This window comes from Streptomyces sp. NPDC008313 (assembly GCF_042956125.1).
Taxonomy (GTDB): domain Bacteria; phylum Actinomycetota; class Actinomycetes; order Streptomycetales; family Streptomycetaceae; genus Streptomyces.
Genome location: NZ_JBIBFR010000005.1, coordinates 216,729 through 239,565, shown reverse-complemented (window position 1 = coordinate 239,565; position 22,837 = coordinate 216,729). Strand labels below are relative to the sequence as shown.

16 protein-coding genes are annotated in these 22,837 nt (G+C 74.5%); 7 read left to right on the top strand and 9 right to left on the bottom strand.

What is annotated here, in order from left to right:
- The first annotated feature begins 2 nt into the window (after positions 1–2).
- The 5 genes from mmsA to ACFY93_RS09310 all read left to right on the top strand — a co-directional run bounded on the left by mmsA (position 3) and on the right by ACFY93_RS09310 (position 9,319).
- Positions 3–1,505 carry a CoA-acylating methylmalonate-semialdehyde dehydrogenase gene (mmsA, locus tag ACFY93_RS09330; protein ID WP_391355262.1) on the top strand — a complete coding sequence of 501 codons (1,503 nt, stop codon included), beginning with the start codon at positions 3–5 and terminating at the stop codon, positions 1,503–1,505.
- A 320-nt stretch (positions 1,506–1,825) separates the two neighbouring features.
- Positions 1,826–3,250: an amino acid permease gene (locus ACFY93_RS09325; protein ID WP_391355260.1), complete on the top strand. Its 1,425-nt coding sequence runs from the start codon at positions 1,826–1,828 to the stop codon at positions 3,248–3,250.
- Between the two features lie 296 nt (positions 3,251–3,546).
- On the top strand, positions 3,547–6,384 hold the full coding sequence (locus tag ACFY93_RS09320; RefSeq protein WP_391355257.1) for an alpha/beta fold hydrolase: 2,838 nt from the start codon (positions 3,547–3,549) through the stop codon (positions 6,382–6,384).
- Complete coding sequence (locus ACFY93_RS09315; RefSeq protein ID WP_391355255.1) at positions 6,381–7,244, top strand: ABC transporter permease; 864 nt, start codon at positions 6,381–6,383, stop codon at positions 7,242–7,244. The genes ACFY93_RS09320 and ACFY93_RS09315 overlap by 4 nt, the downstream gene beginning before the upstream one ends.
- 152 nt (positions 7,245–7,396) lie before the next feature.
- Positions 7,397–9,319, top strand: coding sequence for an AMP-binding protein (locus tag ACFY93_RS09310; RefSeq protein ID WP_391355252.1), 1,923 nt, complete (start codon positions 7,397–7,399; stop codon positions 9,317–9,319).
- A 33-nt stretch (positions 9,320–9,352) separates the two neighbouring features.
- On the opposite strand, the gene ACFY93_RS09305 is transcribed toward ACFY93_RS09310, so the two are convergent.
- Complete coding sequence (locus tag ACFY93_RS09305; protein ID WP_391355249.1) at positions 9,353–10,402, bottom strand: LCP family protein; 1,050 nt, start codon at positions 10,400–10,402, stop codon at positions 9,353–9,355.
- A gap of 473 nt (positions 10,403–10,875) precedes the next feature.
- Between ACFY93_RS09305 and ACFY93_RS09300 the strand changes: the two genes are divergently transcribed.
- The gene (locus tag ACFY93_RS09300; protein ID WP_391355506.1) at positions 10,876–11,625 is read left to right on the top strand and encodes a chaplin family protein; all 750 of its coding nucleotides are present in this window, start codon (positions 10,876–10,878) and stop codon (positions 11,623–11,625) included.
- Positions 11,626–11,667: 42 nt separating this feature from the next.
- Here the strand turns inward: ACFY93_RS09300 and ACFY93_RS09295 are convergent, their stop codons facing one another.
- Positions 11,668–12,936, bottom strand: coding sequence for an NAD(P)-binding domain-containing protein (locus tag ACFY93_RS09295; protein ID WP_391355246.1), 1,269 nt, complete (start codon positions 12,934–12,936; stop codon positions 11,668–11,670).
- Positions 12,936–14,216 carry an ATP-grasp domain-containing protein gene (locus tag ACFY93_RS09290; RefSeq protein WP_391355242.1) on the bottom strand — a complete coding sequence of 427 codons (1,281 nt, stop codon included), beginning with the start codon at positions 14,214–14,216 and terminating at the stop codon, positions 12,936–12,938. The genes ACFY93_RS09295 and ACFY93_RS09290 overlap by 1 nt, the downstream gene beginning before the upstream one ends.
- Positions 14,217–14,384: 168 nt before the next feature.
- Between ACFY93_RS09290 and ACFY93_RS09285 the strand changes: the two genes are divergently transcribed.
- Positions 14,385–15,749, top strand: coding sequence for a glycosyl hydrolase (locus tag ACFY93_RS09285; RefSeq protein ID WP_391355239.1), 1,365 nt, complete (start codon positions 14,385–14,387; stop codon positions 15,747–15,749).
- A 22-nt stretch (positions 15,750–15,771) separates the two neighbouring features.
- Here the strand turns inward: ACFY93_RS09285 and ACFY93_RS09280 are convergent, their stop codons facing one another.
- From ACFY93_RS09280 to ACFY93_RS09255, 6 genes are all read right to left on the bottom strand, one after another.
- Positions 15,772–16,854 (bottom strand): GNAT family N-acetyltransferase, encoded by a 1,083-nt coding sequence (locus tag ACFY93_RS09280; protein WP_391355503.1) that lies wholly within the window; start codon positions 16,852–16,854, stop codon positions 15,772–15,774.
- Positions 16,855–16,943: 89 nt separating this feature from the next.
- Positions 16,944–17,615, bottom strand: a complete 672-nt coding sequence (locus tag ACFY93_RS09275) for a lipopolysaccharide biosynthesis protein (RefSeq protein ID WP_391355237.1) — start codon at positions 17,613–17,615, stop codon at positions 16,944–16,946.
- 17 nt (positions 17,616–17,632) lie between these two features.
- On the bottom strand, positions 17,633–18,745 hold the full coding sequence (locus ACFY93_RS09270) for a glycosyltransferase (protein ID WP_391355235.1): 1,113 nt from the start codon (positions 18,743–18,745) through the stop codon (positions 17,633–17,635).
- Positions 18,742–19,434, bottom strand: a complete 693-nt coding sequence (locus ACFY93_RS09265) for a polysaccharide deacetylase family protein (protein ID WP_391355500.1) — start codon at positions 19,432–19,434, stop codon at positions 18,742–18,744. The genes ACFY93_RS09270 and ACFY93_RS09265 overlap by 4 nt, the downstream gene beginning before the upstream one ends.
- Before the next feature lie 100 nt (positions 19,435–19,534).
- Entirely contained in the window at positions 19,535–21,346 is a 1,812-nt protein-coding gene (locus ACFY93_RS09260; protein ID WP_391355232.1) for a lipid II flippase MurJ, read from the bottom strand.
- Positions 21,343–22,836 carry an O-antigen ligase family protein gene (locus tag ACFY93_RS09255; RefSeq protein ID WP_391355229.1) on the bottom strand — a complete coding sequence of 498 codons (1,494 nt, stop codon included), beginning with the start codon at positions 22,834–22,836 and terminating at the stop codon, positions 21,343–21,345. The genes ACFY93_RS09260 and ACFY93_RS09255 overlap by 4 nt, the downstream gene beginning before the upstream one ends.
- Position 22,837 lies beyond the last annotated feature (1 nt).

Below are 22,837 nucleotides of genomic sequence, written 5' to 3'. Positions count from 1 at the left end.
GCATGACGAAGATCGTCAACCACTGGATCGGCGGGAAGGCCGTCGAAGGCGCCTCGGGTACGTACGGGCCGGTCACCGACCCGGCGACCGGCGCCGTGACCACGAAGGTCGCCTTCGCGAGCGTGGACGAGGTGGACACCGCCGTCGCCGCGGCGAAGGACGCCTACGCCTCCTGGGGCACCACGTCGCTGGCGAAGCGCACCGCGGTCCTCTTCTCGTTCCGGGCCCTGCTCGACGCCCACCGGGACGAGATCGCCGCGCTGATCACCGCCGAGCACGGCAAGGTGCACTCGGACGCGCTGGGCGAGGTCGCGCGCGGCCTGGAGATCGTCGACCTGGCCTGCGGGATCGCCGTGCAGCTGAAGGGCGAGCTGTCGACGGAGGTGGCCTCCCGGGTCGACGTGTCCTCGATCCGGCAGCCGCTGGGCGTGGTCGCCGGCATCACGCCGTTCAACTTCCCGGCGATGGTGCCGATGTGGATGTTCCCCCTCGCCATCGCCTGCGGCAACACGTTCGTGCTCAAGCCGTCCGAGAAGGACCCGTCGGCCGCGATGAAGCTCGCCGAGCTGCTGGCCGAGGCCGGTCTGCCCGACGGTGTGTTCAACGTCGTCCACGGCGACAAGGTGGCCGTCGACCGGCTCCTGGAGCACCCGGACGTGGCCGCCGTGTCCTTCGTGGGCTCCACCCCGATCGCCCGCCACATCCACGCCACCGCCTCCGCGAACGGCAAGCGCGTACAGGCGCTCGGCGGCGCCAAGAACCACATGCTGGTCCTCCCGGACGCCGACCTGGACGCGGCCGCCGACGCCGCCGTCTCGGCCGCTTACGGCTCGGCGGGCGAGCGCTGCATGGCCGTCTCGGCCGTCGTCGCGGTCGGTGCCGTCGGCGACGAGCTGGTGGCGAAGATCCGCGAGCGCGCCGAGAAGATCAGGATCGGTCCCGGCGACGACCCGGCGTCCGAGATGGGCCCGCTGATCACCGCCGCCCACCGCGACAAGGTCGCCTCCTACGTCCACGGGGCGGCCGCGCAGGGCGCCGAGGTCGTCCTGGACGGCACCGGCCACACGGTCGAGGGCTACGAGGACGGCCACTGGATCGGCCTGTCGCTGCTCGACGGGGTGTCCACCGACTCCGACGCCTACCGCGACGAGATCTTCGGCCCCGTCCTGTGCGTGCTGCGCGTGGACACCTACGACGAGGGGATCGCCCTCATCAACGCCTCGCCGTACGGGAACGGCACGGCGATCTTCACCCGGGACGGCGGCGCCGCGCGCCGCTTCCAGCTGGAGGTGGAGGCGGGCATGGTCGGCGTGAACGTGCCGATCCCCGTCCCCGTCGGCTACCACTCCTTCGGCGGCTGGAAGGACTCCCTCTTCGGCGACCACCACATCTACGGCAACGACGGCACGCGCTTCTACACCCGAGGCAAGGTCGTCACCACCCGCTGGCCCGACCCGGCGGACGCCCCCGCCGGAGTCGACCTCGGCTTCCCGCGCAACCACTGAGCCCTCCCGCATCCGCGACCGAGGCCGTCCGCATTGCGGACGGCCTCACTTTTTTTCGGGCATCCGCTGCGGTTCCCGTAGGGCCGCGCTGGGCCGTTCGGCTTGAGCAGTTGTGACCTGAACGGCATCAGAAACGGTGATCTACCTACGGATTCAGTAGGTGAACAGCCATTGACGGCACGGTTTTCGTCGATGTTCTATCAGCGCCGGGAGCGGCCGACATCACATGCACCGACAGCCGCCGGAGGCGATAGCGCTCCCGACCGAACCAAGCGCACCACCGCAGCGTCTGACGCACGAGTCGATCGGAACCGCTCCTCATGACCGACACGCTCCGCCCTGTCGCCACCGCCGGCCCGGGCCCCGCCCCCGCGGACGCCGTCCCCGCGGCCCCGGCCACTCCCCAGAAGCTCAAGCGTTCCATCGGCGTCGTCGGGGGCACCCTGCTCACGCTCTCCTGCGTGACCCCCGCCTCGACGCTCTTCGTGGTCGTCCCCGACCTGTTCGGCTCGCTCGGCACGGCGACCGCGCTCACCATCGCCATCGGCTCGCTGCTCTGCGTCGCCGTGGCGTTCTGCTACTCGGAGCTGGGCACCCTCATCCCCAGCGCGGGCGGCGAGTACGCCATGGTGTCGACGATGGCCGGACGGCTCGCGGGCTGGCTGGTCTTCGTCCTCTCGCTGCTCGTGGTCATGATCGTGCCGCCGGTGATCGCGATGGGAACGGCGGACTACCTGGCGCCGATCGTGCACCTCGACCCCGCGTTCGCGGGAGCGGCGGTCATGCTGCTCGCCACCCTGGCCGGACTGCTGGACCTGCGGGCCAACGCCTGGATCACCGGCGTCTTCCTGGTCCTGGAGGTCATCGCGGCGGCCGTCGTGGCGGTCCTCGGCTTCGCCCACGGCGAGCGCGGCGCCGGCAGCCTCGTCTCGATGGAGGTGGCCGGCCCCTCGGGGCACGCGGACACCGTCACGGCGATGCTGGTCGTCTCCGGGCTGGCCATCGCCCTCTTCATCACGCAGGGCTTCTCGACCGCCGTCTACCTCTCCGAGGAACTGGACGACCCGCGCCGCAACGTCGCCCGCACCGTCCTCGCCACCCTCGCGATCTCCACGGTCGTCATCCTGGTGCCCGTCGTCGCGATCACCATGGGCGCCCCGGACCTGGAGGCGCTGACCGGCGGCGACATCGGCACCATGGTCACCACCTGGTCGAACTCGGCGGTCGGCACCTTCGTCAGCCTGTGCGTCGCCCTCGCCATCATCAACGCGGGCATCGTCATGGTCATCCAGAACTCCCGCGTCCTGTTCGCCTCGGCCCGCGACAGGGCCTGGCCCGGACCGGTCAACGGGCTGCTCTCCAAGCTGGGCCGCTTCGGCTCGCCGTGGGTCGCCACCCTCGTCGTGGGCGTCCCCGGCGCGGCGCTGTGCTTCGTCAACCTCGACACCCTGTACGGGGTCACCGGGGTCTCCGTCACCGGCATGTACCTGCTCGTCGCGATCGCCGCGCTGCTGTGCCGGCGCGGCACCCACGCCCACACGCCCGCCTGGCGCATGCAGCTGTGGCCCACCGTGCCCGTGCTGCTGATCGGCGTCCTCGCGTACATCCTGACCCAGCAGGAGACGGCCTACCTGCTGTGGACCGGCGGCATCACCGCCGTCGCCACCCTCTACTGGGCCCTCTACCTCCGCCCGCACAGCGAGACCCGCTGGCTGGTCTCCCTCCCTGAGGACACCCAGGTCTGACGGACCCCGCCGGGGTGTTCCCGGTCACCCTCGCACGCGAAGGCGGGCGGGAGGTGGTGGCCGGGGACGCCCGGGAAGCGGCGGGCCCGCTCCGGGCGCACCGGATGAGCGAACAGATGCCCCGCGGCGGTGAGTTCGGCGACGGGGGCGGCGCGACGGATCCCCAGGGAGACGTCCGTGCCCCGGGTGCGTACCACGGACGCGGTACACGGCCGCGCGGACGTACGCCCACGGGAGGCCGGGGGTTCAGCCCCGGGGCCCCGTCGGACGGGCGCGGCCGCCCTTACGGTTGACGCATGGATCTTCGACTGCCCCGACCGCTCCGAGCCGGGGGCCCCGGCCGGCGAGGGCGCGGACCGAGGCGGTGGCTCGCCGCCGTGGCCGCCGTCGCCGTGCTGGCCGGCGCCGGCACGTGGACGGCCGCCGCCTCCGACGACGCGCCCCGGGTGCACCGCGCCGACAGAGCGCTGGACATGGGCGGTGGAGTGCGGATCGACACCTCGTACTTCACGGCGGGCTCCGGCCGCCGCCCCGCCGTGCTGCTCGCCCACGGCTTCGGAGGCAGCAAGGACGACGTCCGCGGCCAGGCGGAGGACCTGGCCCGCGACGGCTACGCGGTGCTGACCTGGTCGGCGCGCGGCTTCGGGAAGTCGACCGGCAAGATCGGCCTGAACGACCCGAAGGGCGAGGTCGCCGACGCCTCACGGCTGATCGACTGGCTGGCGAAGCGCCCCGAGGTCCGGCTCGACGGCGACGGCGACCCCCGCGTCGGCGTCACCGGCGCCTCGTACGGCGGCGCGGTCTCGCTGCTGGCCGCCGGGTACGACCGGCGGGTCGACGCGATCGCCCCGTCGATCACCTACTGGAACCTGGCGGACGCGCTGTTCCCGAACGGCGTGCTCAAGAAGCTGTGGGCCGGGCTCTTCGTCAACTCCGGCGGCGGCTGCGACCACTTCGAGGCACGGCTGTGCCGGATGTACCAGCGGGTCGCCGAGTCAGGGAACCCGGACGCCCAGGCGCGGGCGCTGCTCGACGCGCGCTCCCCGTCGGCCGTCGGCGACCGGATCGACGTGCCCACCCTGCTCCTGCAGGGCCAGACCGACTCCCTCTTCCCGCTCGGCCAGGCCGACGCCGTCGCCAGGGCGGTCCGGGCGAACGGCGCGCCTGTCGACGTCGACTGGATCGCGGGCGGCCACGACGGCGGCGACCGGGAGACCGACCGCGTCGAAGGGCGCGTGACCTCCTGGTTCGACCGCTATCTCAAGGACGACGAGAACGCCGACACCGGCCCCGCCTTCCGCGTCACCCGCACCGGCGGCATCGACTCCACCGACGGCGCGGCGCGGCTGCGGGGCGCGAGCGGCGACACCTACCCCGGCCTGGAGAGCGGACCGCGCACCGCCGTGCTGCGCGGCGGCGAGCAGAGCTTCGACAACCCGGCCGGGGCGAGCCCGCCCGCGATCTCGGGACTCCCCGGCCTCGGCGACTCCGGCGGCCTCTCCCAGCTGACCTCCCTCGGCGTCGGCGTGGCCCTCGACTTCCCCGGCCAGTTCGCGCGCTTCGAGTCGGCGCCCCTGACGCGCGACCTGCGGATCACCGGCTCGCCGACCGTCACCGTGCACGTGCGGTCCACCAGCGAGGACGCCGTGCTCTTCGGGAAGGTGTACGACGTCGGACCCGGCGACGCCCGGCCCGGCCTGCCCGCGCAACTGGTGACCCCGATGCGGGTCGAGGGGGCGGGCGAGGGCGGCGGCAAGGACGTACACGTCGTGCTGCCCGCCGTCGACCACGAGGTGCGCAAGGGCCACCGGCTGCGCCTGGTCCTCGCCTCCACCGACCTCGGCTTCGCCTCTCCGACGGCCCCGGCGACGTACACGGTGTCCCTGAAGAGCGCACTGCGGGTGCCGACGGCACCCGGCGTGCGGACCGCGGCCGCGCCGCTGCCCGCCTGGGTGTGGTGGCTGCCCGCCGCCGGGGCGGCGGCCGCCCTGGCGCTGCTGCTGACCGGCCGCCGCCGCACCGCGACCCCGCCGCCGCTGCCCGGACTCGCCGAGGTCCCGCTGGTGATCACGGACCTGAGCAAGCGGTACGCGAGGTCGGCGGACCGGTACGCGGTCCGGGACCTGTCCTTCCGCGTGGAGCGCGGCCAGGTCCTCGGCCTGCTGGGCCCGAACGGCGCGGGCAAGACGACCACCCTGCGCATGCTCATGGGCCTGATCAAGCCCGACGCGGGGGAGATCCGCGTCTTCGGCCACGCGGTCAGGCCCGGCGCGCCGGTGCTCTCCCGGGTCGGCGCCTTCGTCGAGGGCGCGGGCTTCCTCCCGCACCTCTCCGGCCGCGAGAACCTGGAGCTGTACTGGCGTGCCACCGGGCGCCCGGCCGGGGACGCGCACCTGGAGGAGGCCCTGGAGATCGCGGGCCTCGGCGACGCCCTGGCCCGCGCCGTGCGCACCTACTCCCAGGGCATGCGCCAGCGCCTCGCCCTCGCCCAGGCCATGCTCGGCCTGCCGGACCTGCTGATCCTCGACGAGCCGACCAACGGCCTCGACCCGCCGCAGATCCGTGAGATGCGCGAGGTGATGATCCGCTACGCCGCTGCGGGCCGTACCGTCATCGTCTCCAGCCACCTCCTCGCGGAGGTCGAGCAGTCCTGCACGCATCTGGTGGTCATGGACCGCGGCAGGCTCGTCCAGGCGGGCCCGGTCGCCGACATCACCGGTTCCGGCGACACGCTCCTGGTGGGCCTCGCGGCCGGCATCGCCGATCCGGTGGTGGACAAGGTGGCCGCGCTGCCGGGCGTGGAGTCCGCGGTGCGTGCGGACGGCGGCCTGCTGGTACGGCTGACGCCCACCGGCGGCGCACCCGTCCCCGTGGGCGCCGGGGCGCGCGAGGCAGACGCCGGCCCGCTCGGCGCCACCGTCCCCGGCGCCGCCGTCGGGGCGGAGGCGGACCCGGCCGACGGGAGCGGCGGCCGAGGCGGCGCGCGGTCTGACGGGGCGCCCGTCCCGAACGGCTCGATGGCCGCGGCCCGGCTCCTGGCCGAGCTCGTCCGCCTCGACGTGCCCGTCGCGTCGCTCGGCCCGCACCGCCGGCTCGAGGACGCGTTCCTCACCCTGATCGGAGGCTCCGCATGACCACGCTCGCCGAACGCGCCGAGGTGGCCTCCGGCTACCGGGCCCGCCGCACGCTCCCGCTGCGCGTGGAGCTCGTGCGGCAGCTCAAGCGCCGCCGCACCCTGGTCATGGGCGCGGTCCTCGCCGTGCTGCCGTTCGTGCTGGCCGTCGCCTTCGCCGTCGGCGGCGGCCCGGACTCCCGTGGGGGCCGGGTCACGCTGATGGACACGGCGACCGCGTCCGGGGCCAACTTCGCCGCGGTGAACCTCTTCGTCTCGGCCGGTTTCCTGCTCGTCATCCCGGTGGCGCTCTTCTGCGGGGACACCGTCGCCTCCGAGGCGAGCTGGTCGTCACTGCGGTATCTGCTGGCGGCCCCGGTCCCGCGGGTGCGGCTGCTGTGGTCCAAGCTCGCCGTCGCCCTCGGCCTCAGCCTGGCCGCGATGGTGCTGCTGCCGGTGGTCGCGCTGGTGGTGGGGACGGCCGCGTACGGCTGGGGGCCGCTGGAGATCCCCACCGGCGGCTCGCTCGCCCCCGGCACCGCCGCACAGCGCCTGCTGGTCGTCGTGGCGTATCTCTTCGTGTCCCAGCTGGTCACCGCCGGGCTCGCGTTCTGGCTGTCGACGAGGACGGACGCGCCGCTCGGGGCGGTCGGCGGAGCGGTCGGTCTGACCATCCTGGGCAATGTCCTCGACGCCGTGACCGCGCTCGGCGACTGGCGCGACTTCCTGCCCGCGCACTGGCAGTTCGCCTGGGCGGACGCCGTACAGCCGCAGCCGGAGTGGGGCGGGATGATCCAGGGCTCGGCGGTCTCCGTGACGTACGCGCTCGTCCTGTTCGCCCTGGCCTTCCGGGGGTTCGCCCGCAAGGACGTGGTGTCCTGAGGGCCGGCCGCCTCGGGTCCGCCCGCCCTGGGGCCGGCCGCCCTCCGCCCATTCTCTTTTGTGCTACGCCCGAGTAAGTTGACTCCAGAGTAAGTAGCTCCACACGTACGGCAGCAGCACGTCCGCACCGAGAGCCGCGATCAGGAGCCGTCATGGGCGTACGCAGGGAACTGAGACGGGCACGGCGGCGCACCGACCTCGCGTCCCGCGCCCCGGTCGAGCTGACCAGGGACGACACCGGCACCGTCCGCGAGGCGCGCGCGCTGCCCCTGGTGGCGCCGCCCACCACGGGCAGCACCGCCGACCTGCCCTTCACCAACGCGGTCGAGGCCCCGGACGCCGTGGTCCTGCGCCGCAGGGGCGAGGATGCCGTCTGGCGCCCGGTGACCGCCGCCGCCTTCGCCCGCGAGGTCACCGCCACCGCCAAGGGGCTGATCGCCGCGGGCCTGGAGCCGGGCGGCCGGGTCGCGGTCATGTCCCGCACCCGCTACGAATGGACGGTCCTGGACTTCGCGGTGTGGGCGGCGGGCGGCCAGACCGTCCCCGTCTACGCCACGTCCTCGCCCCAGCAGATCGAGTGGATCGTACGGGACTCCGGCGCCCGCCTCGTGATCGCGGAGACCCCCGGCAACGCCGCCGCGGTGACCGCCGGCACCGAGGGACTGCCCGGGCGCCCGCGCCTGTGGCAGCTGGACGCCGGCGCCATGGGCCAACTCGCGGCACTGGGCCGGGACATCCCGGACGAGGAGGTCACCGAGCGCCGCACCGCGCTCACCCCCGGCACCGTCGCCACCCTCTGCTACACCTCGGGGACCACCGGACGCCCCAAGGGCTGCGCCCTCACCCACGCCAATCTGCACGCCGAGGCCGCCAACACCGTCGAACTCCTGCACCCCCTCTTCAAGGAGGTCACCGGCCAGGTCGCCTCGACCCTGCTCTTCCTCCCCCTCGCCCACATCCTCGGCCGCACCCTGCAGATCGCCTGCCTGATGGCCCGGATCGAGCTGGGCCACTGCCCGAGCCTCAAGCCGGATGAACTGCGCCCCCAGCTCAGGGAGTTCCGCCCCACCTTCGTGGTGGGCGTCCCCTACCTCTTCGAGAAGATCCACGACACCGGCCGCGCGACCGCCGAGAAGATCGGCCGGGGCGCCTCCTTCGACCGCGCGGACCGCGTCGCCGTCCGCTTCGGAGAGGCGCATCTGCGCCGGTTCCTGGGGGAGGGCAAGGGCCCCGGCCCCGGCCTGTACGCCGCCTGGGCGCTGTACGACCTGCTGGTCTACCGGCGGGTCCGCAAGGAGCTCGGCGGCCGGCTGCGCTACGCCATCAGCGGCGGCTCCCCGCTCGACCGCGACCTCAACCTCTTCTTCTACACGGCCGGGATCATGGTCTACGAGGGCTACGGGCTGACGGAGACCACCGCGGCCGCCACCATCGTCCCGCCCCTCGAGCCGCGCCCCGGCACGGTCGGCCCCCCGGTCCCCGGAACCTCCGTACGGATCGCGGACGACGGGGAGGTGCTGGTCAAGGGCGGCATCGTCTTCGCCGCGTACCGGAACGACCCGCGGGCGACCGACGCCGTGCTCACCGGCGGCTGGTTCGCGACCGGTGACCTCGGCGCCCTGGACGACGACGGGTACCTCACCATCACCGGCCGCAAGAAGGACATCATCGTCACCTCCGGCGGCAAGAACGTCTCACCGGCCGTGCTGGAGGACCGGCTGCGCAGCCGGTCCCCGATCGGCCAGTGCATGGTCGTCGGCGACAACCGCCCGTTCGTCGCCGCGCTGATCACCCTGGAGCCCGAGTCCGTCGCGCACTGGCTCGCGCTGCACAGGATGCCCCCGGACACCCCGCTCGCCGAGGTGGTGGACGACCCGCGGGTACGGGCCGCCGTGCGCAAGGCAGTCGACCACGCCAACGAGGCGGTCTCCCGCGCCGAGTCCATCCGCGAGTTCACCGTGGTCCCCGGCGAGTTCACCGAGGACAACGGGCTGCTCACCCCGTCCCTGAAGATCAAGCGCCACGCGGTGGCGGCGGCGTACGAGCGGGAGATCGACGCGCTGTACGAGCGGTGAGGCGCGCCCGGCCCGGGCCGGGCGCGCTCCGCGTCAGGGACAGGCCAGCGCGGTCCCGCGCACGGGCTTCTCGTGCCCGAACACCGGAGGGTCGGCGGCCTTGGGGTTCTTGCCCCCGGCGATCAGCGGGCGGTCCTCGCGCACCTTGCGGAACAGTGCCTTCGCCTTGGCGTCGTCCCAGCGCAGGGTCGAACCGACGCCGGGGATCAGCGGGTTGAAACCGGTGATGGGCACGGTGGTGAACGCGGACGCCGACGGGGAGATCCGGCTCAGCGCCCCGGCGAGGTCCACCAGCTGCCCGACACCGAGGCCCTGGTCGACCCGCCCGGAACCGAGCAGGGTGTCCGCCAGCCGGGACATCGCCGTCCGGTCGCGCAGCGCCCCGCGGTCCTGGAGCCCGCGCAGCGCCGACACCAGGAACCGCTGCTGCCGCTGGATCCTGCCCAGGTCGGCGCTGGCGTCCACGTGCCGGGAGCGGACGTACTGCAGGGACCGGCCGCCGTTCAGCCGGTGACTGCCGGGAGCCAGGTCCAGCCTGGTCGCGGAGTCCTGGAGCCGGCGTCGCGTGCACACCTCGACGCCGCCGACCTCGTCGACGGAGTCCATGAAGCGCCGGAAGTCCACCTGGACATAGCCGTCCACGTCGACCTTCGTCATCTTCTCGACCGTGCGGACGGTCAGCGCGGGGCCGCCCTCCGCGTACGCCCCGTTCAGCTTGGCCCGGTGGGCCGGCCGTGTGCCGCCCGAGGCGTCACGGTGGGCGGGGATCTCGGCGAGGGAGTCCCTGGGCATGCTGACGACGTCCAGCCGTTTCCGGTCGGCGGACACGTGCACGAGCATCATGACGTCCGTGCAGTTGCAGGCGACACCGCCCGCGTAGTACGTGCTTTTCTCCTTGGCGGTGATGGTGTTCCGGCCGTCGGTTCCCATCAGCAGGATATTGGTGCCGTGTTTCGGCGCGGCCGGTGCCTGGGCGGGGGAATTACCCAGCACGGTGGCGGCGGCCAGCAGGGCGGCACCCGGAACGACCGAGCGCCGCAGCATTGTCCGGGAGCGGGTGGAAAGGCGTTTTTTCTCCGTCACGCGACGAACGTAGAACAGCGTCCGCCGTAATTCCGGCGGCCCGCTGGCGAAAATCGGAAAGACGGCTCGAAGGGCGCAGGGACGGGGGCGGAGTTCCGGGCCGCGCCCGGGCGGCAGTGCCCCGGGCGGCCGTCGGGCCCGCCGGGAGCCCGGTCCGGGGAGGCGCCTCGCGGGCGGGCCGGATTCCCGGTGGGAGCCGCCGGGGGCGGCCAAACGGGTGAAGCGCCGAAACCAAACCGGGCGCGTCCTGTTGATACCAGTGCACATTCCCGTCAGCGCGTGCGGTGACCCGACCGACGTGATCGTCGCGCTGAAATGCCGGGGGCGGCGACGTCCGCGGCACGCCAGACGCGACACGCACCGACCCGGCCTGTGTCACGGCCGGCCCTGAACTGCCCTTCCCACCGGGGCCGGTATTCCCATTTGTTCGAGCAGAGAAGACAACGAGATTGCGACAGAACCTGAGTAGGGGAGTGGTCGTGGCGGCTGCCGCGACGAGCATCCTCTCCCTTTACGGCAACCCGGCGTTCGCGGACTCCCATGCGAACGGAAACGCTTCCGACTCGCCCGGCGTCCTGTCCGGCAACAACGTGCAGGTGCCGGTGCATGTGCCGGTCAACGCCTGCGGCAATTCCGTCAACCTGATCGGCGCGCTCAACCCCGCCTTCGGGAACGCCTGCGTCAACGGCTCGGGTGGGCACGAGGGGAAGGAGTCCGACGAGGGATCGCAGGACGCCAAGGGGGCGCAGGACGCGAAGGGTTCGCGGGCCGCGCACGGCTCCGACGACAGCGCCGCCTCCTCGGACGACGCGGACCGCTCCGGCGACGGCCACGCCGGCTCCTCCGCGTACGGCGAGACGCACGGCTCGCCCGGTGTCGGCTCCGGCAACGCCGTCCAGGTGCCGGTGGACATCCCGGTCAACGCCTGCGGCAACACGATCGACGTGGTCGGCCTGCTGAACCGCACGTCCGACAACGAGTGCGTGAACGGCCCCTCGGAGGAGGAGGCGCCGCCGGAGAAGCACGTCACACCTCCGGTCGAGCACAAGACGCCTCCCACCCGCCACACCCCGCCCGCGGAGCACACCACGCCGCAGGCGCTGCCCCCGACCCTCGCCCACACGGGCGGTGACGGCGTCCTCGGGGCCTCGGCCGCGGGCGCCGCGCTCCTGGTCGGCGGTGCCGTCCTCTACCGGCGCAGCCGGGCGGCGGCGCGTCGCTGACGCCGCGGGTGCCGGACGCCTCGCGTCCGGCACCCGCCCGCATCACCGGCCGGCCGCGGCCGGCGCCCCGCGCCCGTTCCTCCTGTCACCGGGCGCAGGGATCCGTCCGCGCGCCGGCCCTTCGCGCAGCCGCCGCCGTACCCCGCGCACCAGCGTGGACGCGGTGAACGACGACCCGTACACGAAACGCATCGCGGGCCCGAAGCCGGACGCGGTCACCAGGCCCGCCATGAACAGCCCGGGCACCGACGACTCGAAGTCCCGCCCGACGCGCGGTGAACCGTCCGGCAGCGCCGCCAGACTCCCGCGTACGTCCCCGGACAGCAGTGCCAGCCGGTCGCACGTCGCCCTGAAGCCCGTGGCGGCGATGACGTGCCCGGTCTCCAGGACCCCCGGCTCCCCGGCGCGGCCGGCCGTCTCCAGCCGCACACCGTCCCCCGAGGTGCACGCGGCCACGACCTCCCGGCCCAGCAGCAGTTCGACGGACCCCTCGACCCGGTCCCGCACCCACCAGGCGCCCGCCGGGCCCAGCGCGGTCGCCGCGACCCGGGTCCGGGTGGTCTCCGGAAGGCTGCGGAAGAGGCCCGGACGCTCGGCGTAGCACCAGTTGCGCCAGCCCCGGCCCAGGCCGCTGAGCGGGCTGCGGGCCGACTCCCACCACGAACGCTCCAGCGCCGGGGGCAGCCCGTTCCAGTTCAGCCGCTCCGCGCGGGCCAGCACCCGCACCCTGGTGCCCTGTTCGGCGAGGAGTGCCGCCGTCTCCAGCGCGGCCTGGCCACCGCCGATCACCGTGACGTCCCCGCCGCGGAAGCGGTCGAGGTCGGCGTGGTGGCTGCTGTGCGAGACGTACGCGGGGCCCAGCCCCCGCAGGGCGGCGGGCACCTCCACGAACGGCATGACGCCGACGGCCAGTGCCACGGTCCTGGCGTGCAGGATCTCGCCGTCCTCGGTGACCACCTCGAAGCCCCCGGGACACGCCTCGACGCGCGACACCATGCGCTCGTCGACGGCGGGGACTGCGGTGCGCGCGAACCACAGGCCGTAGGAGGCGAACGTCTCGACGGGGATGGGTTCACCGTGCCGCGCCGTCACCCCCTGGCCCGCGCAGTACGCGTCGAGGCGCAGCCTCCCGGCGGGGTCCGAGAGGTCGGACGCCCACGGCTCCGACTTGAGGAACATGCCGCGCGGCATGTGGTCGCGCCAGGACGCCATGGGCCGGCCCAGGACGCGCAGGCTCAGCCCGGCGGCCGCGGCGTGGGAGGCGATGGACAGGCCGTAGGGGCCCGCTCCGACCACCAACAGGTCGTACATCAGCAACTGCTCGCTTTCTCGTCGTCGGTCAGTGAACCCGGAAGGGATGCGGTGGTCTGCCGCACGATCAGGCCCCCGGTGTCCGCCGGGCCCGGCGCGGCGGACGCCCGCCGTCCGCGCGGCGGAAGACGCCGGGCCGCGTGGCCCGGCCACAGGGACCACATCGCGAGGGCGGGCCCCAGGTCGTCCCGGGCGTGCCAGGCCGCCTCGCGGCCGGCCCGCCCCCGGCGCAGCGCGGTGAGCGGGGCGTAGTTCTCCACCACGAACCTGCGGCCGGGCCGCGGCGACCGCTCCGGCAGCGGACGGTCCGTCAGGTCCAGGTGCTGGGCGCGTACGACGTCCAGGCCCGACGCGTCGGTGAAGAGCCGGAACTGGGATCCGGGGCGGGGGTTGAAGTCGAGCAGGTGGTACTTGCCCGTCGCGGCGTCCCGGCGGAAGTCGAGGTCCAGGATGCCGCGGTAGCCCAGCGCGCCGACGAGCCGCTCGGCGAGCGCCTCGACCCGGGGGTTCGGCGTCCAGCGGCCGACCACGGTCAGCCCGGCGCCGCGCGGCCAGGCGCGCTCCTTGCGGCCGGGGCCGCCCGCGCGCGTCGTACCGGACCGGTCGGCGTACCCGTGGAAGAACCAGTCGCCGTCGGGAGTCTCGGGCAGGAACGCCTGCAGCAGCAGCCGGCTGCCCGCCTCGCCGGACCGCTCGAACAGCGCCTGCGCCTCCCGCGCCGAGTGCACCAGCACCGTGCTGCGCAGCCCCGTCCCCGGCGGCAGCAGCCACGGTCGGCTCCACTTCGCCACCACCGGCAGCCCCAGCTGCCGTACGGCGCCGGTCACCCGTCCGGCGCTGTCGGGCATCAGCGTCACCGGGTGCGGGACGTCCACCTCCGCGCAGACCCCGGCCAGCAGCGCCTTGTCGGCCACACGCTCGGCGAGCGCCTCGGGCTGACGCGGCAGCAGATAGTGCGGGGCGAGGCTGTCACGCGTCCGGCCGACGGCGAGGGCGCCGGCGTCGTCCATCGGGATCAGTACGGCGGGCCCGTGCAGGGCCGAGGCCACCCGGCGCAGTGCGGCGGCGATGTCGGCGGGCGAGGCGTCCGGAGGCGGCGCGGGGTGCAGCGCGCTCACGAAACGCGAGCGGGACACGGGACTTCTCGCGGAATCCGCGATCACGTGCACGTCCACGCCCGCGCGGCCGAGTGAGCGCACCGCTCCCAGCGTTCCGTGGTGAAAGGGATTCCGGTCGGTTCGCAGAAGAACGGCGGGGACACGGGTGTCGAGGACTGGCACGAACGAATTCCTTCGGGATCGGTCACTCTTACGGGTGATCAGCACACTCGGAGGCCGGAACCTCGATTGGCGGACCGGTCAATCATGTGACTGAGTGTCAGTAGCCGTGCGGAAAAGGAGAACGGCGGAATGCGGCCCAGCCGGCGGAGCGTACGGAGAGGATCGGGAATGGACCCACAGCAGCAGAGGTCCCGGACGGGGAGGTTCGCGGCCGTCGCCGCCGGCGTCGTCGCGTCGGCCGTCCTGGCGGCGGGCCCGGGACACGCCGTGGGGCCGGCGGCCGACCCGCCGGCACCCCGGCCGGCCGTGCCGACGCCGGCCGTGCCCGCGATCACGCCGCCCGCGCCACCGGTCTCCTCACCCATCGGCGAGGAGACGCCCGTGCCGCCGGAAGACGTCCACACCCTGCCCGCCCCGGTCACCGGACCGGACGCCTCCGCGGTGCCCCCGGCCCCCGCCGAGCCGCCCGGGTCCGCCGCGGGCGGCACCGGGGGCACCGCCGCGTTCGGCGCCTACCTGGACTACGGCGCCCTCGGCGTGAGCCGGATGTCCGAGCTCAGCCGGTGGCTGGGCGGTGCCGGGCTGAGCGTCGGGCACACGTATCTGCCGGGCGACCGCTGGAGCAACATCGAGGGCGCGCCCGGCTTCCTCGACGTGTGGGCCGACTGGCGCCGCGCCGGGGACGACCGGACCTTCGTCCTCAACGTCCCCATGCTGGAACGCAACGAGGACCACGTCCCCGACGACGAGGTGCGCGGCCTGCTGGCGCGCGGCGCGGCGGGCGAGTTCGACGGTCACTTCCGCGCCCTCGCCGACCGGCTGGTCCGGCTCGGGGTGCCGGACACCGTCATCGTGCTCGGCTGGGAGATGAACGGCATCACGTACACCCATCGCTGCGGCCCGGACCCGGAGGCCTGGAAGAAGTACTGGAACAGGATCGTCACCACCATGCGTTCGGTGCCGGGCCAGGAATTCCGGTTCGATTTCGCCCCCAACCGGGGCCGGGACGCCATTCCCTGGACGCGGTGCTATCCGGGGGACGACACCGTCGACATCATCGGCATGGATTCTTACGACCAGCCGCGGGGAATCTCCTTCGACGAACAGGTGAAGGAACCGTACGGCCTTCAGGACCAGGTGGATTTCGCCGAAGCCCACGGCAAGCCCATCTCGTATCCTGAATGGGGACTCTTCCGCAACGGGGACAACGCGACGTACATGCGGCGCATGCTCACCTGGATGGACGAGCACAAGCCGGTCTACAACACGCTCACCGACTACTGTCCGCACGGCGTGTGGCAGTGCCACGGCAACCCCAGGGCGTCGCGGGTGTACCGGGCGATGATGTCCGGCCGCACCGGTCCCGCCGAGACACCCGGGGCAACGCCCCCCGCCGTGCCCGCCGTGCCCGCCGCCGAGACCGGGCGGGAGCCGTCGCCGGACTGCTCGCCCGTGCCGCTGGGCGCGTGGGCCGAGCACTGGATGGGCCGGAAGCTCTGTCTGCGCCTCGGCTGGTGGCCGGGCGAGCGGTGAGACGCCCGCGCCGCCGGAGGGCTCACGACCTCGCGTCACCGCGCCGCCTCCACCGGTTCAGCAGCTCCTTGCCGCGGTCGCGGGCGGCGACCGCGGCGAGCACGGCGGACATCAGCACCGCCGTCCGCCGCCGGGCCAGCAGCAGCCGCTGGTTGACCACCGTCCCGGGGCGCCAGGGGTGCTTGTACGGCTCGTCACCGCGCAGCAGGCTCAGCACCCGGTGTCCGCCCGCCGCCGTCCGCTCGGCACAGGCGTCGAGGAGCATCGTCGCCACGTCCGCCTTGAGCTCCCGAAGCCGCGGGTCGGCCCCGTACAGATAGCCGCCCGCCAGCCGCGGCGACATGAGCGTGACGTCCACCGCCACCACCCTGTCCTCCAGCCGGAACTCGGTCACCCGGGCGTCCCCGGAGCGGACCATCCGGCCCACCGAGCGGACCAGGTGCTCGGCGAACCGGGGCCGCAGATGCTCGGACGTCACCTTGCGGCCCCGCCACTGCAGCCGGTGCAGCTCCAGCAGCGCGCGCAGCGCCGCGTCGACGTCCTCGGGGCCCACCACCCGGTGGGCGATACCGAGCGCGGTCAGCTTGCGGAGCTTGGCCCGTACGCGCTGGGCGCGCTGGGCGGGGAGCCGGGTCAGCAGTTCGTCCATCGGCCGGGCGGGCAGTTCGAGACAGAGGGAGTCCCGCACGCGCCGCCGCGGCCCGCGCCAGCGGGCGTAGACCCGTTCCACGGCACCCCCCGGCCGCACCTCCCGGAAGTCGATCACCGCGCCGCGGGCGGCCCGGGACAGTCCCTCGGTGAGCGCGTCCGCCGCCCGGCCGGTGTCCCGGTCGTCGAGCAGCACGTCCCCGTAGTCCGAGATGGCCCCGCCCAGCGTGACCCAGGCGGGCACCGGACGGTGGACACGCATCAGGGGCGCGGCGGCCAGGAGTTCGCCGTCGGCGTCGCGGACCAGCACGAGACGGAGCCGGCCGGAAACGCCGTACGACAGCCACCAGGAGTGCAGCCAGGCATGGCTCTGGAACGGCGTGGCCGTGGCGCACCGCCGGTACAGCCGCCCCCACTCCGGAGCCAGCCCGGCGAACACCCGCTCGTCGGTGACCAGTTCGGTGACGAGTTCGGTGACCGGTTCGGTGACGAGATCCGCGCCCGGCCCGGCGGCCGGCTCGGCGACCCGTTCGGTGTGGCGCGCCGTCACAGTTGGCCGTGGGCGTCGGCGGCCGCGGCCGGGCTCGGTACGGACGCGGTGGGCGAGGGCTGGTCCGCCGCGCGCCGGGGCCGTACGAGCAGGACGAGCCCGCCGAGCAGCCCCCCGGAGGCGACGCCCACCAGGCCCGTCACCGTCGGCGACGCCGAGGAGGGTGTGCCGGGCGCGACCGCGCGGGAGAACTGCACGAGTTCGACATGGGTGCTGTCCTTGCTGTCGCCCGCGTGCCGCGTGAGCGACCGCGTGACGGCGTTGGCGATGTCACGGGCCAGGTCCGGGCGCGAGGACGTGGCCGAGACGGCGACCATCGGGGCGTCCGGAGAGGTCGCGGTCGTCACGCTCTCGCGCAGCGTCCGCACCGGCACGCCGGCCCACACCTGGGCGTCGCCGAGCACCGCGAGCTGGGTCGCCACCCGCCCGTACGCCTGGGCGAAGCCCAGCGCCGCGGCCGGGTCCGCCTTCGCGGTCGGCACGGCGATCACGTAGCTCGTCGCCGTGTACACCGGTGGTGTCAGGACGCCGTACGCGCCGCCGGCCAGCCCGCCGAGCAGGGCTCCCGTCGCGAGCAGGGACCACGGCGGGACGGTCTTCGCGCGGGCGAGAACCCTTCCCACGGCGCCGCCGGTGGGACGACGCTGTCCGGTGGGGTTGTCGGTCATGTGGAACTCACTCCCAGTCAGGTGCAGGAGACAGCGGCCGCGTACACGTCCATGAGCCGTGCGGCGCTGCGGGCGATGCTGTAGTGATGGGCGGCGTCCGGCGCCGAACGGGGGTGCGGTCCCCGGTCGCGGACCTCGGTGAGGGCCCGGGCGAACGAGTCCGCGCCGCCCTCCACCCGCCGCGCCGCGGGGGCCGCGGCGGCCGGCAGGTCCTCGACCGCCGGGCAGGAGGCGTAGAGCACGGGCAGCCCGGCGGCCATGGCCTCGACGACGGCCAGGCCGAACGCCTCCTCGGCGGACGGCGACGCGAGCACGTCCATGGCCGCTATCAGCGACGGCAGGTCCGCCCCGGGACAGCCGCCGGCCGGGCGCTCGCCCGTGAACAGCACCCGGTCCGCGACGCCCGCCCGCTGCGCGGCACGCCGCAGCACGTTCTCCTCGGGACCGCCGCCCACCGCCACCATCCACACGTCCCCGGGCAGCCGGGCCAGCGCGTGGATCAGCACCCCGAAGCGCTTGCCCGCGGTCAGCCGGCCGACGCAGCCCACGACGTACGCCCCCTCCGGCAGCCCGAGCCGGCGGCGGGCGCGCTCGCGCAGCCCCGGGTCGAAGCGGAAGCCGGCCACGTCGATCCCGTTCGGCACGACCTCGATCCGCGGGCCCGGCACGCCCCAGCGGCGCAGCCGGTCGGCGACCGTGGGCGACACGGCGACCGTCGAACGGCCCAGCCGTTCGCTCGCCAGGTACAGCGCGCGGACGCCCGTGGTGAGCGCGCGCCCCTCCATCTGCGAGTCGCCCAGCGAGTGCTCGGTGGCGACGACCGCCCGCACCCCCGCGAGCCGCGCGGCGACCCGCCCGTACACGCAGGCCCGGTAGAGGTGCGTGTGGACGAGGTCGTAGCGGCCCGCCCGGATCAGACGCACCAGGCGGGGGAGCGCGGACAGGTCGCGGTTGCCGGTCATGCCCAGGTGGACGACGCGTACCCCGTCGGCGGCGAGTCCGTCGGCGACGGCGCCCGGATTGGTCAGCGTCACCACCTCGCAGTCGACCGGCAGATGCCGCAGCAGCAGCCGCAGTTGCTGCTCGGCGCCGCCGACGCCGAGTCCGGTGATGACGTGCAGCGCCTTCACAAGACGCCCTCGGCCGGGCGGCGGCGCAGCCGGTGCAGCCGCAGCTTCAGGTAGAGGCGTACGGCGTTGTCGTTCTGGCCGACGTGCACGCGGGGGAGGGCGTACGGGCCGGTCAGCGCGCTGGGGTCGATGGCGCACCCGTACCGGTATCCGGCACGCCGTACGGCGTCGGCCACCCGGCGGTCGACGGTCCCGTACGGATAGCAGAACCCGTCGACGGCGGCGCCGGTCAGCTCGGCGAGCAGCGCCCTGCTCCCGGCGACCTCGGCGTGCAGGAGGGCGTCGTCGGCCCGCGTCAGGTCGACGTGGGTGAGGCCGTGCGAGCCGATCTCGACGCCCTCGGCGGCGGCCAGCCGGATGCCCGCCTCGTCGAGCAGCGGTCTGCGCGGGCCGAGCGGGTCCCAGGCGTTGTCGCCGCCGAGCCGTCCGGGCAGCACGAAGAGCGTCGCCCCGCAGCCGTGACGCCGCAGCACCGGCAGGGCGTGCTCGACGAAGTCGGCGTACCCGTCGTCGAAGGTGAGCCCCACCAGGTCCCCGCCCCCGCCCCGGGCGCGGGCCGTCAGCAGCTCCGCCATGCCCACGCCCCGCAGTCCCCGCCGCCGCAGCCGGCCCAGCTGCTGGTCGAGGCGGTCCGGGGAGACGGTGATGCGGTAGGGGTCGTCCGAGCAGTCGCCCACGGAGTGGTACATGGCGACCCAGGGGACGGCGGCGGGCCGTGGCCCCGCGGTGCGGCCGGGCGGCGCGGTCGTCGTGAGCGCCACGGGCCGCGGCGGGCCATCTGCTGTCGGGTCAGCGGAAACGGACATGCGGAAGCCTTCGTGTGACGGAACGGACGGCGGGTTCGAGGCCCTTGACCCCGAGGGCGCGGGCCAGCAGGGCGAAGACGAGCGTCACGGCCGCGCCGCCGAGTGCGAGGCCGAGCAGGGGGGAGCCGGGGCGGCCCGCGCAGAGCGTCCCGGCCACGGCGGCGGCCAGGGCCGCGGCGGCCGGCCTGGCGAACTCGGCCAGCACCCGGCGCGTGCGGATCGGCACGCTGCGCTCGCCCATCCCGGCCAGCAGCAGCCCGGCCGAGAAGGTGATGCCGACGGCGTTGGCCGCCGCGATGCCGCACACCCCGAACGGGCCGACCGCCCACGCGCCGGCCGCGGAGGTCACCAGGAGCCCGGAAACCATCGCGAACAGCGGGTACCAGGTGGGCACGCCCCTGGAGAAGTACGACCGGGCGAGGGCGCCGACCAGGGTGTGGCCGAGCAGCCCGAGCGCGTACACCCGCATCACGGACGCGGTGGCCGCGGTGTCCTGGGCGGTGAACGCGCCGCGCTGGAACAGCAGCTGGACGAGCTGGGGCGCGCACGCGACCACCGCGGCCGTGCCCAGCAGCACCGTGCAGGAGACCAGGGCGAGATCGCGCTCCACCCGCTCGCGCGCCCGCTCGGTGTCGCCCTCGGCGAGCGCCTGCGCCACCACGGGGAACGTGACGGTGCACAGCATCAGCGACAGCACCATCGGCATCTGCGCGATCTTCTGCGCGTAGTTCAGGTGCGAGATCGCCCCGGCGGGGAGCGAGGAGGCGAGGAAGCGCTCGATGAGGACCTGCGACTGACGGCACAGCGCGAAGAGCAGGACGGTGGAGACGAGGGCGATCCCCATGGGCCGCGCCGGCCCGCCGCCCGGACCGCTGCCCGGCCCGGCCACCGGTGCCGGGCGCTCGTCGCCGTGTACGCCGTGCGCCTCGCCCGGCGCGGACCGGCCCCGGCGCAGCCGCCCGAGCAGGGACGGGAGTTGCGTGGCCACCATCAGGGCGCCGCCGGCCGCGACGCCGAGGGCCGCCGCGCGTACGCCCCAGTGCGCGCCCAGGACGAACATCGCCGCGATGATGCCGGCGTTGTACGCCACGTAGATCGCCGCGGGCGCCACGAACCGCCGGTGCGCGCGCAGGGCCGCGCTGCAGTACCCGGCGAGCCCGAAGCTCAGGACGCAGCTCGCGGTCAGCCGGGTGCAGTCGACGGCCAGCCTCCTGTCGGGCAGCCCCGGCGCCAGGGCCTCGACCAGACAGGGCGCCGCCGCGACCAGCAGCACCGTCACCGCCGTGAAGGCGAGCACCAGCCGGGGCAGCGTCGAGGCGACGAGGGCGCGGACGGGATCACCGGCACCGCCCCGGGCCCGCCGGGACACGGCCATGCTGAACGCGGGGACGAGCACGAAGGCGAGCCCGTCCTCGATCAGCAGCGTGGCCGCGAACTCCGGCACGGTCCAGGCGACCAGGAACGCGTCCGTATCCGACCCGGCCCCGAACAGATGGGCGAGCGCCTGGTCCCGGCCCAGACCGAGCAGCGCGCCCGCGAGGGACAGCCCGACGGTGACCAGCGCGGCCCGCGCGAGGAACCGGCCGGACGCGGGGGCGCCGGAATCCCCGCGGGCGCCCTTGCCTCCGGCCGCCTCGGCCGCGTCGGTGGCGTCAGCCGTCTCGGCCGTCTCGGTGGCGTAGGTCGTCTTCGTGGCGTCGGTGGCGTCGGCCGCGTCGGTGGCGGAAGAAGCGGCGGACCGTGCCGGCGGACCGAGCGCCACCGCCCCGTCGGCCCGGGAGGGCGTCACCGTCATCGCGCGGACGCCTCCTCGGGAGTTCCGGGACTCCGGGGCGCCGACGACGGCTCCGGACCCTCCGGCGCGGGGGCCGCACCCGGGGGCGGTGACACGTCCGACGACGAACCCGCGCCCGGGACCGGTCCGGCGTCCGGCCCCGGCCGCGCGGAGGCGCTGGTCGCGGGCGAGGTGCCGGATGTCCCGTCCATCAGCGCCCACCAGCCCACGAGGCCCAGGCAGACAGCGGTCAGCACGGTGGACGGGCCGCCGATGTCCGCGTACACGAAGTCGGTCAGCTGCCAGACCAGCAGCCCGCACGCGACGAGCGCGCAGTCGAGCCCCGACGGGGTCCGCCGCACCCGCGCGAGTCCGCGCAGCGCGCACACGAGCAGCGCCAGCCAGCTCCCCGCGAGGGCGACCAGCCCGACGAGCCCCTGCTCGCCGAGCACGAGCAGGTACATGTTGTGCGGGGACAGCAGTGGCTGCCTGCGGTACTGCGCGCCCGCGCCCTCGACGTCGCTGCCGGAGGACAGGGCGAGCGAGGCGTGCCCGTCGCGGTGGTCGGGGAACCCCTTCAGCCCGACGCCGGTGAGGGGTTCGGCCCGCCACATGTCGACGGCCGCCGCCCACATCGTGTACCGGTCGACGACCGACTGGTCCGGGGTGCCGGTGACCCGCGTGATGCTGGTCATCCGTTCCTGGAGCATCGCGGATCCGGCTCCGACGCCGCCCACCAGGATCACGGCGGCGGCGGTGACGGCCGCGCCGACCCGCACGGCGCGCCGCGGCCCGGCCAGCAGCAGCTGGGCGGCGCACGTGAGGACCGTGGCGATCCAGGCGCCCCGGCTGAACGACAGCGCGAGCGGCACGCAGAGCACCAGCGCGCACGCCCCGGCGGCGGTCCGCCGCCGCGCCGGGCCGTCACCGAGGGCGAGCCCGGCCGCGCAGACCAGGCCGAGCGAGACCACGGTCGACATCCCCATGACGTCCGTGGCGCCGAAGGTGCCCACGGCCCGGATGTCCTCCCCCATGTACGAGGCGCCGGTCCCCGTCAGGTACTGGCGCACCCCGATCGCCCCCTGCCACAGGGCGAGGCCGACGAACGACCAGGCGAGCAGCCGGAAGTCGCGCCGGCCGCGGACCAGCAGCAGCACCGCCAGCGGAACCAGGACGAAGACCTGCAGATAGCGGACCATTCCGGAGGCCGCCGCACCGGTGCTGCCCGCTCCGGCCGCCGCGACCGCGACGCCGAGCACCGGGAGGCCGAGGACGACCGCTGCGGTGGGGGACAGGGGCCGCCGCCGGTACCGCAGGAGACGTACGGCGCAGCACACCACGACGAGGCCCGAGACCCCGTCGGCGGCGGTCGCTCCCCCTTCCGTACTGGGCAGGACGGGCAGCGCGAGCGTGGCGATCACGGCCACCACGGGCAGTACGGGCAGGGCGCGCCCGAGCGCGGCCGCCAGACAGGCCGCGGGCGACGGTGCCAGGGGCAGGGTGTGGCTCACC

Excerpts from the sequence above, each read along its gene's own strand:
- mmsA (WP_391355262.1), top strand. The coding sequence starts at position 3 with ATGACGAAGATCGTCAACCACTGGATCGGCGGGAAGGCCGTCGAAGGC.
- ACFY93_RS09325 (WP_391355260.1), top strand. The coding sequence starts at position 1,826 with ATGACCGACACGCTCCGCCCTGTCGCCACCGCCGGCCCGGGCCCCGCC.
- ACFY93_RS09320 (WP_391355257.1), top strand. The coding sequence starts at position 3,547 with ATGGATCTTCGACTGCCCCGACCGCTCCGAGCCGGGGGCCCCGGCCGG.
- ACFY93_RS09315 (WP_391355255.1), top strand. The coding sequence starts at position 6,381 with ATGACCACGCTCGCCGAACGCGCCGAGGTGGCCTCCGGCTACCGGGCC.
- ACFY93_RS09310 (WP_391355252.1), top strand. The coding sequence starts at position 7,397 with ATGGGCGTACGCAGGGAACTGAGACGGGCACGGCGGCGCACCGACCTC.
- ACFY93_RS09295 (WP_391355246.1), bottom strand. The coding sequence starts at position 12,936 with ATGTACGACCTGTTGGTGGTCGGAGCGGGCCCCTACGGCCTGTCCATC.
- ACFY93_RS09285 (WP_391355239.1), top strand. The coding sequence starts at position 14,385 with ATGGACCCACAGCAGCAGAGGTCCCGGACGGGGAGGTTCGCGGCCGTC.
- ACFY93_RS09275 (WP_391355237.1), bottom strand. The coding sequence starts at position 17,615 with ATGACCGACAACCCCACCGGACAGCGTCGTCCCACCGGCGGCGCCGTG.
- ACFY93_RS09265 (WP_391355500.1), bottom strand. The coding sequence starts at position 19,434 with ATGTACCACTCCGTGGGCGACTGCTCGGACGACCCCTACCGCATCACC.
- ACFY93_RS09260 (WP_391355232.1), bottom strand. The coding sequence starts at position 21,346 with ATGACGGTGACGCCCTCCCGGGCCGACGGGGCGGTGGCGCTCGGTCCG.